Source organism: Noviherbaspirillum album, assembly GCF_035916955.1.
GTDB classification, from domain to species: domain Bacteria; phylum Pseudomonadota; class Gammaproteobacteria; order Burkholderiales; family Burkholderiaceae_D; genus Noviherbaspirillum; species Noviherbaspirillum album.
This window is the reverse complement of the sequence record NZ_JAWIIV010000036.1, coordinates 41,230-55,619: the sequence shown is the minus strand read 5'-3', so window position 1 is coordinate 55,619 and position 14,390 is coordinate 41,230. Positions and strand designations below refer to the sequence as shown.

13 protein-coding genes and 2 pseudogenes are annotated in these 14,390 nt (G+C 52.9%); 2 read left to right on the top strand and 13 right to left on the bottom strand.

Features of this window, described 5'->3' with window-relative positions; genetic code table 11:
* Positions 1 to 122: 122 nt before the first annotated feature.
* The 10 genes and pseudogenes from RY831_RS26985 to RY831_RS26945 all read right to left on the bottom strand — a co-directional run.
* A pseudogene (locus RY831_RS26985) lies at positions 123 to 2,669 on the bottom strand (Tn3 family transposase); the annotation flags it as partial.
* A gap of 336 nt (positions 2,670 to 3,005) precedes the next feature.
* Positions 3,006 to 4,748, bottom strand: coding sequence for a hypothetical protein (locus tag RY831_RS26980; RefSeq protein WP_326509459.1), 1,743 nt, complete (start codon positions 4,746 to 4,748; stop codon positions 3,006 to 3,008).
* 8 nt (positions 4,749 to 4,756) lie between these two features.
* Positions 4,757 to 5,389, bottom strand: a complete 633-nt coding sequence (locus tag RY831_RS26975; protein ID WP_326509458.1) for a TerB family tellurite resistance protein — start codon at positions 5,387 to 5,389, stop codon at positions 4,757 to 4,759.
* A gap of 277 nt (positions 5,390 to 5,666) precedes the next feature.
* Positions 5,667 to 5,891: a GNAT family N-acetyltransferase gene (locus RY831_RS33285; protein ID WP_367576106.1), complete on the bottom strand. Its 225-nt coding sequence runs from the start codon at positions 5,889 to 5,891 to the stop codon at positions 5,667 to 5,669.
* Positions 5,892 to 5,924: 33 nt separating this feature from the next.
* Positions 5,925 to 6,353, bottom strand: coding sequence for a hypothetical protein (locus RY831_RS26970; RefSeq protein ID WP_326509457.1), 429 nt, complete (start codon positions 6,351 to 6,353; stop codon positions 5,925 to 5,927).
* Positions 6,354 to 6,734: 381 nt separating this feature from the next.
* On the bottom strand, positions 6,735 to 6,932 hold the full coding sequence (locus RY831_RS26965) for a YqaE/Pmp3 family membrane protein (protein WP_326509456.1): 198 nt from the start codon (positions 6,930 to 6,932) through the stop codon (positions 6,735 to 6,737).
* Positions 6,933 to 7,503: 571 nt separating this feature from the next.
* Positions 7,504 to 8,238 (bottom strand): AbiJ-NTD4 domain-containing protein, encoded by a 735-nt coding sequence (locus tag RY831_RS26960; RefSeq protein ID WP_326509455.1) that lies wholly within the window; start codon positions 8,236 to 8,238, stop codon positions 7,504 to 7,506.
* Between the two features lie 97 nt (positions 8,239 to 8,335).
* Positions 8,336 to 8,728: a hypothetical protein gene (locus RY831_RS26955; RefSeq protein WP_326509454.1), complete on the bottom strand. Its 393-nt coding sequence runs from the start codon at positions 8,726 to 8,728 to the stop codon at positions 8,336 to 8,338.
* Positions 8,729 to 8,881: 153 nt separating this feature from the next.
* Positions 8,882 to 9,091 carry a hypothetical protein gene (locus RY831_RS26950; protein ID WP_326509453.1) on the bottom strand — a complete coding sequence of 70 codons (210 nt, stop codon included), beginning with the start codon at positions 9,089 to 9,091 and terminating at the stop codon, positions 8,882 to 8,884.
* Positions 9,092 to 9,159: 68 nt separating this feature from the next.
* Positions 9,160 to 9,849: a YfbU family protein gene (locus RY831_RS26945; RefSeq protein WP_326509452.1), complete on the bottom strand. Its 690-nt coding sequence runs from the start codon at positions 9,847 to 9,849 to the stop codon at positions 9,160 to 9,162.
* Between the two features lie 231 nt (positions 9,850 to 10,080).
* Here RY831_RS26945 and RY831_RS26940 point away from each other — a divergent pair, with 231 nt between their 5' ends.
* Entirely contained in the window at positions 10,081 to 10,461 is a 381-nt protein-coding gene (locus RY831_RS26940) for a hypothetical protein (protein WP_326509451.1), read from the top strand.
* Here the strand turns inward: RY831_RS26940 and RY831_RS26935 are convergent.
* Positions 10,407 to 11,617, bottom strand: a protein-coding gene (locus RY831_RS26935) for an IS3 family transposase (protein WP_326509450.1) whose coding sequence is annotated in 2 segments (ribosomal slippage) — positions 10,407 to 11,299 and positions 11,299 to 11,617 — 1,212 coding nt in all. Because the reading frame shifts where the segments join, the coding sequence is not laid out codon by codon here. The genes RY831_RS26940 and RY831_RS26935 overlap by 55 nt on opposite strands.
* A 113-nt stretch (positions 11,618 to 11,730) precedes the next feature.
* On the opposite strand from RY831_RS26935, the gene RY831_RS26930 reads away from it, so the two are divergent.
* Positions 11,731 to 12,654 carry a hypothetical protein gene (locus RY831_RS26930; RefSeq protein ID WP_326509449.1) on the top strand — a complete coding sequence of 308 codons (924 nt, stop codon included), beginning with the start codon at positions 11,731 to 11,733 and terminating at the stop codon, positions 12,652 to 12,654.
* Positions 12,655 to 12,889: 235 nt separating this feature from the next.
* Here RY831_RS26930 and RY831_RS26925 read toward each other — a convergent pair.
* A pseudogene (locus RY831_RS26925) lies at positions 12,890 to 13,249 on the bottom strand (transposase domain-containing protein); the annotation flags it as partial.
* A 145-nt stretch (positions 13,250 to 13,394) separates the two neighbouring features.
* Entirely contained in the window at positions 13,395 to 14,222 is an 828-nt protein-coding gene (locus RY831_RS26920; protein WP_326509448.1) for an IS5 family transposase, read from the bottom strand.
* Between the last annotated feature and the right edge of the window lie 168 nt (positions 14,223 to 14,390).

Genomic DNA, 14,390 nt, shown 5'->3' with positions numbered 1-14,390 from the left:
GGATCGAAGGGTATTACAATCGTCAGCGGATTCATTCCTCGACCGGATATCGCACTCCGGTTCAAGCTGAGGAAACGCTCATGGCTGCATGACATGCTGTACGTGAAACCGAGGCAGGGTCAAATCAGGAAAATGGTACGCAGTAACCGCCCCAGCGCGACGCCGGCAGCGTACACCGGCTCGCTGCGAGCTTCACTGCCAAAGCGTTGCAATGCCTGAACTGCTGTGCAACGTCCATTCTGAATGGATGCCGCAACCCGTACGAATTCATCAAAGTTGTCCTGGATGACGTCTAGATCAATGCTGCTGGTCGTAACGGGGGCAATACTTGAAGGAATAGCGAGGCCTTTCGGCACGCACAGCCGGCGTTCACGCAGATGGGCCAGACGCGGACATAGGTCAAACTGTAGCGCTTTGGCCACCGCCATGGCGAAATCCGTATAGCCGTGCGTATCCACTGCTAACTGCGCGACATCGCTGGTCCCGGTTTGACGCACTACCCCTTCAAGTGCCGCACCAGCTTGGCGCTCCTTCAACAGGATTGGCTGATCGTAGAAGACACCCCACCGGTCACGTACGTGAGTATAAACGCCGATCGACGGTGTCCGTCTGCGCGGATCCGCGCGGGCCTGCCATACCGAACGCGAGGTCTCCAGGCTCATCATGTCAGCGGATGCCAGATCACCGCGGCCCCAGTGCGCCGCGACCGGATGGCGGTGCATGTAAGCAAGAACAGCGTCCGATGCATCCCGCAGGAGCCGCTCGTCGGCAATCTTGTCCATCATCTGCCGGATTGCCTGCGACGACAATTCCGGGATCATACGCGACACATCGGCCGCTGAAAGTGATGTGCCATGTGCAAGAACAGCAGCGTATGTCAGCAGCAATTCCGAGCGGGACTGTGGTTCACGGCCAAGCAGAACCCAAGAAAATCGGACATGGCTATCTATGTCAAGCAGGATACGTGGCAGCTGCGCAGTAGGACGACCTTCGAATATCGTTCGCCGCAAGGTCGCAACATGCACGTCTTCGGTGTCAGGAGTGAGCCGTGCCAGATGCACGCCATCATTGTCGATGGCCACCTCCCCTGCTCGACTGGCTGCATCCAGGCGCTTCATGCCTTGGTTTAACTGTTTTACGATCTGATCCAGATAGACTTGGGGATCCTGTGGCAAAGCTAGGTGTCCGTAAAAATGGTTACGCTTGGACTGCCATTCCGCCGATGGGATCAGTAAGGTGGTTCTGCTGCGGAAGGTAAAACTGTGATTGATGTAGACGGAACCGTTACGCAAAGCTACGCGCAGCCCGAACAGCGTTGCCCATTCGAAGGCGCGTAGTGCGTTGACCCGATCTTGTCCATGAATGAGGTCATGCCATGGTCTACCCAAGTCGATTTGAACTTGGTGTGGCAAGCCATTGCTAACATCATCCTTGCCGTATAACTCGCGAAGTACCGCAAGCGCATCAAGCAGCCGGTGTGGCGTCTCGCTAGCAAATGGCAGCACGACGGGCTTGCGCAGCACCTTTCTGGCCTGCGTACTCTTCGTCATCAGCTGCAGACGGACGAGCTTACGTCGGCTTGATGCCCGACGTGGCAGCGCTTTGTCCGCGAGTTGCTGCAGTGCGGCGCGTAGCTCGTCGGCTGCCATCTCCGGATTGGCGGCCAGTTCCTTAATTGCCTTCACGAGTTCGGAAAGCGTCTTTGCATCATCCTGATGACCGTTGTCAATTTGCTTACTGGCGTCGTTAGTCACGTCCGCCAGCCACCTTCGTAGCATTTGCAGGAGCTGATCGGTCGCTGCGCATAGCGCGTAACGCATGAAACAGGCAGCTTCAATCCTTCTTGTTTGCGGAGACAGGCGTTTGTTGGCGGACGGCGTTCGGCTCGCGCAGCGTCGTGCATAGTGACGAATCAAGGATTCGTTTACTGCCTCCGGCCACCGTGCATCCACATGAAGTAGCCGAAGGAATTCGACCTTGCCGAACAACTCGTTCATCTGCACGGTCGAGTTCCGAACCGGAACAGACCATAGCCACTCCTGTAAGCTGACGCGGTCTTGCGTTCGGGCGACCAATCGTTCGTTCCAATAGTCGGATAGTACTGGTCCTACCGTGTCCACGAGAATCTGCTCCAGTCCGTCTTCATGGGTGCGAACTGCCTCGGCGATCAGCGCCCTCAGCGACCGGTCGCCACCAATCAGGATTCGATGCTCATATAGCCAGGTCTTGACCTGGCTAAGCAACATGGAGGAATTCGGGCGCCCGTTCAGCGTTTCCTTGAGCCAGCGGACTAGGTAACGACGCTGGTGTTCTGTCATGACACCAAAGCCAAGGCATTGATAGGCTAACTGCTGATGATCGACGAGTGTACGCGGCCGCGCCTCGTAAAGCGAGCGCAGAGTACCTATGTCAAGCGAAGGTACGTTCAGTCGTTCGGCCAGGTGTTTCCAGAGTACCTTCGGAATTTGCTTGTACGCGTCCAGCGTACGTCCGGCCATGCGGACGAATCCGATATGAAGGGCCAGCGCCAGACGGTATAGGTCCGATCGCCGCGAATCAATCAGTTCGATCTCCTTGGGCGAAAAGGTAAAGAAGATGTCCAGTTCGAAGGCAGTGAGATCGGAGGGTATCTGTCGCAAGCCAAGATAAGGTACGCGCCAATGGTCCATTGTTCCGTTGTGAAAAAGGAAAGGACCGGAATCTTATCGCTTAGGGGGGGTAGACAGCAAGTTATTGATTTAATGAGGGTATTTGAATGACGCTCGCCGCAAACCCGCATGGATGCTTGCTCGCGCTACCGTCGTAAACTGCAGTAAAAACGAAAGCACCCCGATCTGAGCAGATTCGGCTGGGTCAATACAGTTTTTCAACACCATCGGCCGAACTCGGACATTCGGCTAGTTTCTAGGCGCAATGAAATCGGACAGAGGTTGGCAGGTCGAGTCAGGTAGTGACTTCTGCACTAGGCTAGGCGACTACCTGCGGGCAAACACGGAGCATAGTACTCATTGCCCTTGAAGCCTGGCCAGAATCACTCCATTCCGGTTCATCTCTACATCATAAGATGATGTGAGATTTCGGTCGCACTCGATAATCAATTGGTCAAGCGAGCGCATAACGTCTTCATGCTGCTTTCGCTCATTCACGCCAAAGATGTCGAGACTGTCAAGACCAAAAACTACAAGTGCGCTTGCAATGCCAGTCATTGCGCCGACAATGACCGCCGATACGGTGGAAGCGTAGGGTGCAAGCAGCGGAACAGTCGAGTTAAGAAACAGTGCAATGGACTTTTCTACGGCTTCTTCGGCGAGTACTCCCAGCGACACCACGGCACCGGTTGCAATAAGCTTCATCGCAGCATCTGCCGCTTCCCCCTCCCGCATTCCCTCGGGTGGAAACAGTGCAACTTTCACAGCTTTGATGATAGACAGGATACCTTCACGAATAACGCGGACTGTGCGTTTTGCCGTCGTAAATAACATGTTCATAAGAACCGTGACTAAGTTGCTCAAAAATCCACTGAGTGCGCCATCCCGGAAGGCCAAAAGTGCATCCTTCCATTTTGCGGCTACCCGAGAGGACACACGTGACAAGCGGACACGCAATGCATCGAAAAATCTTTCCCCTTTCAGGCTGTCACGGAATCCATGTTTGTATGCATCTGAAATTTCATCGAAACTTGCAGAGAAAAACTCAACAAGCAACAATCCAAATGCTTGTTGGAGCCCCATCTTTCCAGCCTCTTTGACACTTGTCTGCGCTAGCTGGCCAAGGAACTTTTTGCCTCCGTAATAGCTGGTGTTGATCCTTTGGTCGATGTCAGCCTTGGCGCTCCTCTCTGCACGGATGATTTCCTCTGGATCGCACTGACCTAGTTTCTCAAGTTTTGTCAGTTCCTTACGTTCCTGATCCGTTAGTGTCCGTTCCGTTTGCTGCAATTCACGGATGCGAAGTTCGCGGCGATCCGCAGTAGACTCCAAATAATCTGAAAACTCCTCCGCTGTTCTTGCACGCTTTGACTTATTCACGGAAGCATTGGTCGCATTCAGGTTACTCATCTGGTTAGCCAGATCAGGACCATTCAATTCAGCCAGAACGCGACCAGGATCAGCATGGATGTTGGCTGCGGCATACGTGTGGTCCAAGTTCGGTTTGGACTGCTCGTCTTTTCTCGCGGCCGGATCGAATACGGTGTTTGAATACTGATCAACCAACGTTCCCTTTGCTAATTTGTCCGAATTGATTCGGTTCTGAGCTATGTAATCCTCGTGTTTGTGGTATAGCGTCGAATCGTACGCCTCAAGGTTCGCGTATTTTTGCTTCTCTTCGTCAGTGGCATATACACCAGCACGGGCGTTGTGGACCGTATCAACGGGTCCGCCATCCTTATCTAACAAAGCCACAAAAGACCCTAATCCAAAAGGACCAACCACACTGCTCAGAACTGAATTTCTACAGCTTCGAACCAGTACGTCCATCTGCTGATGGTCCCATCGAGATCGTATGTCCAGGATAAGCGCATTGGCATCCGCCGAACTCACACTGACAGGCGTCGTAGCCGCCGTTATTAGAGACCGGTGAGCCTCCGTAAACTGATCCAACGTGTCGTGAATTGGATGAGTGGAAATTTCGCCGTTCTTCTTCTCCGGCAATGGCACACAGTACTGTGCCGTTTCGTCACGATGCTCTCGGAGTACGGTCAATTTTTGTTGCCTGGCACGATAACGGTCTTTGCGTGTGGATGTCATTCCCGTTCCTAAGTCATGGACAGTTCGTCCGCAAGCCGCTTCCACCGATCAAGCAAATCCTTCTCCTCCTGGCGGATGATTTCATCAGCGTTAGCGACTACATCAATGATGTCCTGCATGTCTTCACGGCTTAGGCCAGCATCTCGGGCGTATTGAACTGCCCTCTCAAAGGTGGGCGGGTTTTTGGAAAGGGCAGCAATCAGATCTAAGGTGGGCTTTGGCAGGCTAGATGCTGAACACCCCACTACAAATTCGTCAATCTCTTGCCGCTCGTTCGGGTGAATTTCTCCGTCAACATTGGCTACAGCTAAACCAAGTGCATAAAATGCGGCTACTTTTTGGTCGAAGTCGTGATAACTTCTCAAGCGCGCAGCAAGGGTTTGCACCTTCTCATCGTACTGTTTCGCCGCAGCTGCTACACCAGCTTGACGGCCTTCCTCACGAGCATTGTTCTTCCCGTCTTCAATCTTATCGCGCACGGCATTCACGCCTTTGCCGGCAGCCCAGACGACGGCAGTCGGCATGGGGAAAAGGACGAACGAAACAGCTTTCAGCCAACCCATTTTCACCTCCAATTTATTACTCAACACGCCGCACGCATCGTGCAAGTGATAGCAGCTAAAGTTGGCCGCTAAACTCATGACATCGTGACAGCAATACAGATATAGAGCATGATATTGCCATAGAGAAATACTATGTGCAACGGCGGTGTGTTTCTGTCAGTCCGGTGAGTTGGCCTCTACCATTCAGTTTCTCGCTGTGCCGGTCGCTGGTTGCCGTCAACCCAATAAATGGCACACCGAAGGGCGAAGTCATCAGATAGCACGTAAGCGTCCGATCTGTGCCGTGTTGACGGAACCCAGCCTTTAACGTCCAGGTCACCGGCAGTTTGAAAAGCTGGCCGTGTCCACCGTCAGGTTATGCAGACTTCGCATCTAAAATTGACCGAACTGACACACCCATAACCACTTTTTTCGGGCTGGCTGCGAAGTGGTGTTTGCTGTAGAACGACGCTGCAGGCACATCCCTATTGGTCAATAGATATATTGCGATGATGTTATCTCGATCGGCGACTTCCTTGACTAGAGAATCGAGCAGCCGCTTACCAAGACCAGTTCGTTGGGAATGTGGAATAACACACATTTCCTGCAGAAGAAAAAGTTTTCCTTCAAATTGTCACCCAAGGTTCGTCTCTTCGTTCACTCGATCAGGGTAATAAATGAAGGCAAGGTACAACGCAAACAACATCAGCGCTATTCCTAGCGTCGTGAATGACGCCAAGATAAAGAGTACGACCATCCAAGTTGGCAGATCCGTGTTCGAAATAAAGTGTCCGAACACTCTAAGAAGAAAGTAGACAGCCAGTCCTACGAAAAGGATGGCAGTTCCTAATCCAGTGAACAAGTAGGGCCCTCTTTCTGAGGCAGGAACTGAAAGGAAAGAAATCGCAAAGAACGCAGTGGCGCCAAGTAAAATCAACAGTATGTAAGCCAGCCAGCGTAACTTAGGAAGTCCAGCCGTGGGAACGGGCGACTCCAATTTTGCATCATTCCTTGCCTGCTCGATGGTGGCCTTAGCGCGATCAACTTCGGTCAAGTAGTCCATGCTTTTTTCCTAGACCTGTCTCAGGGGTATGTGGAAACAATTACATCTACTCCTGGATTTTTGTTTTGAACCCATTTTCGGATTGCTGCATCAGGCGCATCTGAAGGTACTCCGTGTAGTGCGAGAATCTTTGCTGAGTGGGCATGGGAGCCAGCGACCGATAACATTCGCTGCGCGCCCTCCGCGATAAACCAGCTTCCATCCGAATGAACCGTAGCAATATACGTGCTGTCCCCAGCGGTAAGCTTCATGTGGTGGGAGAGTTGATTATTTGTAGTGGTACTCGTAGAGTCGTTCATTATCTTTTCCTATCATTTCTTTGCGACGAATACGTTCAGCGCACCTAAGCAGCCATTCCATTACCAGACGCGAACAAACGAATTACGATGCCCGTTGTTGCAATGCTTTCGCTATTTTTTTGTCGGTCTTGTACTGGCCCAATGCATATACCGCCCAGATCGTTGCTGGTATCCAGCCAATCAGCGTTAGCTGCAAAAGCAGACATATGAGCCCCGCAATAGGCCGTCCAATGGTAAAGAAGGTCAGCCAAGGCAAGATCAATGAAATCAAAAGGCGCATAATTTTCCTTACCCCTGTGCCGCGAGGTTCCGGTTAGGCGTATGCCATACTAATGTTTCCCTTTACTGCTGCACTTCAATCACTAACGCGGCAGTATGAAACTTAAAGATTGTCCGTGGAAATTGCCGGAAAGCAATCCCATGTGTATGGGAGTGGTTCGAACGGCTTATATCCCTTTGGGACTTAACGTTCATTCGTTTTACTCTGGGTTCAGAGTTTTTTAAGTGGCTGATCCGAAAAATCGTTGAGCATGACGGTGCTGCCATCGCCCATTCGCTCCTCCATGCGGAAACCACAGGCCGAAAAGAAGCCTTCCTATTACTTGCGCTCCATCGCCCAAAAATAACCACCAACGCCAGCAACGCCTAGCATCAAGACAAGCCACGCGGCTTGGACACTTGTCGACATTGAATTCACATCAATGACCCATGCTGGAAGGCCGAGAGCCGCGGCCGTGAAAAATGATGCTGTGCTCCTTGTCATAGCTGTTTTCCTTGCAACGTTAAGATAAACGCTTCAACTTCGAAAGATATGACCCGAGCGACGCAGCAAGTCCCACAATAAGCTCCGCTTATTCAGGAGTTGGCTCGTTCCCTTGAAGTAGATGACGACCACGCTCCGATGTGAATCCCCAGATCTTCTCAATCGCGACATCAAGCGGTTTTGGCACCAGATGCCGGTTCGCACTGATAACGTCACCCAGGGTTGACTTAGAGCCGGAGACAGCACGAGCAACGCATTCCAGTGACGCCATTGCATGTTGCACGGCTCCGGTTCTATCAGGGACTGGACGACGCGATAAGTCCATCAAAGCCTCATGCAGTTCAACTGATGCCGTACTATGTCCGCTCTTGGCCACTGCTTCTTGGGAGGCTTTCACTACCGCATTGAAGCCCTCCGATCCACGGTACTGAAGCTGGCCGTTCGTCAGTTGCCAGCCAATGCCATGTCCAACAAAATAATCGTTCAGTTCCACTTCGAATCGTGTTGCGGAATCATCATGGCGGTTGCTGGTCATCGCGTTATAGACGGCTTCTACGATGTCGTAGACTTTGTACCATTCCGCATCATCCACCAGGTTGCGAATCTCCCCATCAATGTTTGGATATTCGGACCAATTGCTCGAATCTGGTCTTTCTCGAAGAACGCGGCATACAAGTTCTCGAAGAGGACGTGGTTTCCACCCGTACTCGTATGCTAATTCCACTAGAACACCACGGAAATCGTGCGGCGCATCCTCCCGCACAGAGATAGGAACTTCGGTAGCACTGTTTGCGTAGCCAAAACGTTTTGAAAATGTGTTCACAGTTCTTCTGCTATCAATTAAGTTTCTTGACCACGACCTTGCCGGCGCAAAGCTCTGCATACTCGCTCGCGTCCAGCGACTGATATATTCGGGTCGCTTACTTGATGAGCGGGAGCGGAGATTGAATGTCGCAACGAACGTTCATCAATACAATTGGCAAGCGAGAAAAATCTTCCATTTGATTCGTACGGAGGAAGGCATACAAGACCTCCCGGGCATGACCTGGATCTCGTCCCACAACGTGACATTCATAGACCGATGCATTAGTTTCATCATGCACGGTAGCGTGATAGCGAAAAACCTCTGCGATATCCGCAATGCTCACGCCGCTTGCCTGCATTTGCCATACCGTTACCTCGTCGATACCGTGAGGAGTATCTGGAATTAGATAGCCGTTCGGGAAAAGAACATCCCGCAATACCCGTGCAGCCTGCTCGCGCGTTGGCTCATCCAATGAATTGTGATAAACAATGTCTTGCTTTTCACCCATTGGATTCCGCTGTTTAAAGCTTATGCCCCACATTCTCATATTCTTATCCCTTGATTTCCTTTACAAGCCGATCGCTTTTTTATCACACCGGCATTGTCGTTCGAATGCACAGACCCGAAATCCCATAGATATGGGAATAGGTTTTCCTCGACCTTAACGACGTTCGTTGATCGCTTGAGGGGGGCGGGCAACCTCATGAATTGCAACCACGTTCTGGAAAACGTGTGCGCCACGGTGGACCACACCTCCGCTGTCACGCCAGAGCGTGTCGTTACCGTCGCCCCCGGCCTGCATATAGTCCTTATGAGAACCATCTTGGTAGGTGAAGCGATACGTGTATCCACCAACAAATGTAATTGCCATAGTTTTCCTTGATTAATTTCTCAGCTTTATTTCTGCTATCCGAAACTGATTTTCGAAGCTAGCACTACTCAGCGCTCGACCTTGAGCAGCTCGATGATCTGGTCGACGTTCAGGTCACGACCGGGGCCTAGGGTCGCCCTGACCGGTTCGAAAGCGGTGGTCATGCGCCGGTAACGCGCAGCGGTCGGGGCATGCGAGTTGAAGTCGCGCTTCTTGAACCGCGAGAAGCGATCCATCTTTTCCACTAGGAAGCGAGCAATGCCCATCAGCGTGCTTTCATTGTTGCCGTCGAAGCCCGCAAACTTCGGCAGGTAGCCGTGATTGGCTGCCTTGAGCTTCTCGACCTCATCCGGGGACAGCTTTTCGATGCGTCCTTCGATGAAATCCCACATGTCCAGCGTGTCGACAACTAAGGAGACATCAGCAGGCTGGTCAGCGTGCTTATGAAAAAGGCCCTGCATCTCCCAAATTGGTGCCCAATAATGCCCGCCGTAAAGGGATTCGGCCACAAGCTCGACATCCGTTTCAGTGTCCTTGATTTTCAGATGTTTCACAATGTCGCGTAGCATCATGAAGTTCAGCTTGTCGCCGTCGGTCAGATGGATGCTCTTGCCCGTCATCGTGCTCAAGCCGATATCGACTAACTGTCGGACGGCGTCAGATCGTGAGCTGGCCTTGCCCGTCTCCTCCATCCATGTGTCGATCCGTTCAATGAAATCTTCATCGAGGCGTAGTTCAAGTCGTTCAGTTCTACCCATTGCAACTCTCCAATTCCGGCGGAATGCCGTTAATCCGTACAAATGTACTGTTGTACGGGTTTCGTGTCAAGTGCAATCGGGAGCAATATCATAGGGGCGGAAAGGAGAGCCGGCGCGAAGGTGGTAAGGTAAACCCCGTCGCCAGTTTCGAGGATGGCGTTAAGGCTGCTTCAGACGATTGCCAGACAACGTTTGAAGCACGGGTACCAGATTATTTGTTGAGATAGCGGGATGACGAATGACGAAATTCGCCAGATGGCGAAAATACTCAAAGAGCAAGAAGAGTGGAAGAAGCTGACGCAACCGGCCGGCTCCCATTTCATGACCGAGTATGAGCGAATTCTGGAATGGCAGAAGAAATATGACCCTGCAGCCGGAATTACCCAGGCCATCGAGCTTCACAAGGAAGCAGAGAAGATGCGTCGGCAGGAATTGATTGACAAGGCGTTGAATGCGACCCACCTGTCCCTTCCTACGCCGGAAACACTGCTCTCCGCAACAGAGACAACCGCGGTCAAGGAAATAGTGGATTTGACCCCGTACTACCGGACACCGCTTCACACTATGGTTGATGAAGGAGTATTGCGGCGGAACTCTCGTGGTGAACGATAGTTCAGTGCACTGTGAGGATGCCGCTCATTGTAATGTTCAAACGCAATGGCAAGATTGCGTACCGCCGTTGCCGCATCCGGCTTCGGCATGAAGGCAATATAATCGCGCTTCATGGTCTTGACGAAGCTCTCAGCCATACCATTACTCTGTGGGCTACTGACCGGTGTCGTTACCGGCTTCAAGCCGATCTGTACCGCAAACTCCCGAGTCTTCTCTGCAATGTAGCCCGAACCGTTATCGCTGAGCCATTCGATTGTTGACGGTGGCTGGAGCGCATTGCCGAAGCGATTTTCCACGGCAGCCAACATTACATCGCGCACCACATCGCCGCTATAGCCGCCGGTCGTTGCTACCCAACTCATGGCTTCCCGATCGCAGCAGTCCAGTGCAAACGTCACCCGCAGCGGTTCGCCATTCTCGCACCGGAATTCAAAGCCATCCGAACACCAACGCTGGTTGCTATTGGGGACAGCGACCTTGCCGTCATGCCGGCGTTCAGGTCGGGCCGGCATGGTCCGCCGCTGCAGGAGCAAGCCATGGACCCGCATGACACGATAGACCCGTTTGGCATTGACTGGAGCAGCACTCTGACGATCTCGCTCACGTCGCAAGAGGCCCCAGACCCGTCGGTAGCCGTAGCTGGGCAAGTCGGCAATCGTCTGCCGTATTTCGTCCACCAGGCCAGCATCGTCGGTCCTGCGAGCCTGACGGCCATCCTGCCAGTCAACCGGTCTGGCCCGTTTTGCTGCCACATTCGAGCGCGCTACGCCGAGAACTTCACATACCTGCTTCACAGGTCGTCCCCTGGCAATGAGGGCGAGCGCGCTATCCATTTTCGCGACTTCATCACCTCCACCGCCTCGCGGAGAATCTCGTTCTCCATGGTCTTCTTGCCCAGCATGCGCTGCAGTTCCTTGATTTGCTTGAGCGCTTCACCGAGTTCTGACGCCGGTACGACTTCCTCGCCAGCGCTCACTGCCGACAAGCTGCCATTCTGGTACAGCTTACGCCAGTGAAACAGCTGGTTGGGATTGACGCCATGCTGGCGCGCCACCATCGATACCGTTTTGCCTGGCTCGAGGCTTTCTCTGACCATGGCCAGTTTCTCTTCGACTGACCAACGTCTGCGGCGCTCAGGCCCGGTCAACACTTCCATCACTTCTTGCTTAGTATTAGTCATAAACACAGTCGTATGCCTACCCGTTATTGTAAGTGAGAGACTGTGTCCGGTACTTCAGGGGGCTAATTCAAATAGTAAAAGCGTTGGATTTGCGTTCGGCCACCGCAGACATCGAGCGCTATACCCTTCCCCGCTTCCTCGAAGCAGACAATATCTCAAAAATGGTCAGTGCAAGCGTGGCTGCGTCTGCGTACGGCATCGAAATCCCTCGTTTGCAGCAGACTCTCATGGCCATGCAGGCGCCTTGGCTGGATACACTACACATAGAACAGTCCATTCGGGGCTTCGTCGAACTGCAGGCAATAGGCCAGGCGCTAAACACGCTTGATCCCTTTGGCGAGCGGCTTACCACCGCGCTCCGGCAAGGCCTAGGAGACATGCGCGATCCTATTACGTGGACGCCAGAGACCATCAGTGACCCAACCGCACGGACCTCCGTCTACATCGAGCGCGGATTTCAGGCCGAGCTCACAAACTTCCCGGAAGAGGCCTTCGAGGAGAGCCTAGAACGCTCCGGTATCATCATTGAGCCACCAGCTCTGGTCGTGCGCTACAGCTGCCCGGTGCCACCATCCGATAACCCGGAACTGGAAGCGGCCTTTGCCCGCACCAATGTCGCTCATGACTGGCTGCAGCGTTTCGAGACCTATATCCGCAGTTTCATCGATAAGGTTATGACAGGAGCTTTCGGCCCCAACTGGATGAAATCCAATGATCCAGGAGGCTTGCGCGACGCATGGACAGCCAAGAAACGCAAAGTTGAGGCCTGGAGTGGCCAAGATCGTCCGCTTATTGCGTATGCGGATATCACGGACTACGAAAGGATCATCTGCAACGGGAAAAACTGGGCGGCATTCGAGCGCTTTTTTGTCACAAAAGAAAATGCCCGGGAATCGCTGCAGCGTATTTCTGGCCCGCGCCTCGGCACAATGCATGCACGCCCACTTACCGCGGAAGAAGTCCTATTTCTCCAAGTCGAGATGCACCGTTTTATCAAACTTACCGAACGGTAGAGGGCTGTCTGGTAGCTACTCGGTAGCTACTGGATACCACCTAGCTACTAAACAGCTTAATCGCCTTCATTTCTATGGCCACTTCCCGCCTTCCCATTCTGCTTCCCGACTATCACCGCATTGGCCATTAAGCAGTCAAGCCGTCTCGATCTGACTCACACCAACCAGCCTCCTCAAAAGCTGCCGCGATTCAAAGACGGTAAGCGTCAGCTGAGAGCCGTGGTTGACGGCGAAGTTAGGGTAATGCGTTTGCGTTGAAGGACGGGAGTTTGCCGGCAACGTTCCAGGGCAACAGGTCATCAATGCGGTTAATTCGATGGTCGGCAACGTGAGCCAGAACATGGCGCAGATAGGCTTCCGGATCCACGTCATTCAGCTTTGCCGTGCCAATGAGCGAGTACATCGCGGCAGCACGCTCACCTCCAGAGTCGGCGCCGGCAAACATGAAGTTCTTGCGACCCAAGGCCACGCCGCGCAGCGATCGCTCGGCCGCTGAGTTATCAATCTCAATGATTCCATCGCCGCAATAGCGCGTCAGTGCCGCCCAGCGGTTGAGTGCGTATTGGATCGCCGCTGTCGTATCTGTTTTCCTACTTATGTTTTGCTGTTTTCATACTCTTCAGCTCGTTGCCGATGTTGTGGGTGGCGAAAACACATCCAACCAACCCGACCAGCGTATTCAAAACTGCAAGGACACCAAAATCATCTCGCACCGCAAGAGCTAAGAGCCCGTTTGAAAACTACTCATTTTCGAATAATCGCTTGAGAAGCAAACTACCCATAGCGACATAGATCATTTCGGAAGAGACGTCGATGCGGCCCTCGTAGTCACGTACCAGGCGCCGCCATTGCATCATCCATCCAAAGGAGCGTTCGACAACCCAGCGACGAGACAGCGGAATAAAGGCGTGTTGATTCGCCAGCTTGCGAACGACCTCGACAACGAAGCCAAGCATTGTTGCTTCGTCGAGCAATCGTCGCCGGTCATACGCGGCATCAGCGAACAAGTGCTTCACCCATGGCCATCGCTTCTTCAATGCCACCAGCACCCATTCGGCTCCAGTGGAATCGGCCATATCAGCCGGTGTCAGGCTCACCATCAACAGGCGTCCATCACTATCGACTGCAACATGTCGCTTGCGGCCCTTGATCTTCTTGTTTGCATCATAGCCCCTTGCAGCACGGCCCGGCGCCTTGACCGTCTGGCTGTCGATGACTGCTGCGCTGGGGTGTTCCTGTCTATTCTGATTCTGCCGGTCCAGCATCAACGCCACATCATGAATGACCTTGAACAGCAATCGCTTCACAAACCGCCGGAACCACCAATACACCGTCTGCCATGGCGGAAAGTGCACTGGCAACATACGCCATTCACATCCAGAGCGCACCAGGTAACGAATTGCATTGAGCACTTCGCGCAGATCGGTGATGCGGCGACGGCCGGTTCTCGCTGGTGACGGTAACAAGGGCTCAATGGCTTGCCATTCCTGATCGCTCAGATCGCTTGGGTAACGCTTGACCTTGCGTTCTTGCCTGACCTGTCGAGCCCGATGCGGTTCTGTCCACATGGTAATCCTCCGTGCACTTCGAGCACGTCTAGTTACCAACTTACCCCTTCTTTACCCTGTTTTCAAACAGGCACTAATACTCCCACAGCAAGACAGTAAAATCCAAAGAGCAACGAGAGGGTTAAACCTATTCTTCTTATCAAAGTCACGCGCATAGCATTTTTTCCG

Bases quoted from the DNA above. Each gene is read 5' to 3' on its own strand.
- RY831_RS26980 (WP_326509459.1), bottom strand. From the start codon at position 4,748: ATGACATCCACACGCAAAGACCGTTATCGTGCCAGGCAACAAAAATTG.
- RY831_RS26975 (WP_326509458.1), bottom strand. From the start codon at position 5,389: ATGAGTTTAGCGGCCAACTTTAGCTGCTATCACTTGCACGATGCGTGC.
- RY831_RS33285 (WP_367576106.1), bottom strand. From the start codon at position 5,891: ATGTGTGTTATTCCACATTCCCAACGAACTGGTCTTGGTAAGCGGCTG.
- RY831_RS26970 (WP_326509457.1), bottom strand. From the start codon at position 6,353: ATGGACTACTTGACCGAAGTTGATCGCGCTAAGGCCACCATCGAGCAG.
- RY831_RS26965 (WP_326509456.1), bottom strand. From the start codon at position 6,932: ATGCGCCTTTTGATTTCATTGATCTTGCCTTGGCTGACCTTCTTTACC.
- RY831_RS26955 (WP_326509454.1), bottom strand. From the start codon at position 8,728: ATGGGTGAAAAGCAAGACATTGTTTATCACAATTCATTGGATGAGCCA.
- RY831_RS26950 (WP_326509453.1), bottom strand. From the start codon at position 9,091: ATGGCAATTACATTTGTTGGTGGATACACGTATCGCTTCACCTACCAA.
- RY831_RS26945 (WP_326509452.1), bottom strand. From the start codon at position 9,849: ATGGGTAGAACTGAACGACTTGAACTACGCCTCGATGAAGATTTCATT.
- RY831_RS26940 (WP_326509451.1), top strand. From the start codon at position 10,081: ATGACGAATGACGAAATTCGCCAGATGGCGAAAATACTCAAAGAGCAA.
- RY831_RS26920 (WP_326509448.1), bottom strand. From the start codon at position 14,222: ATGTGGACAGAACCGCATCGGGCTCGACAGGTCAGGCAAGAACGCAAG.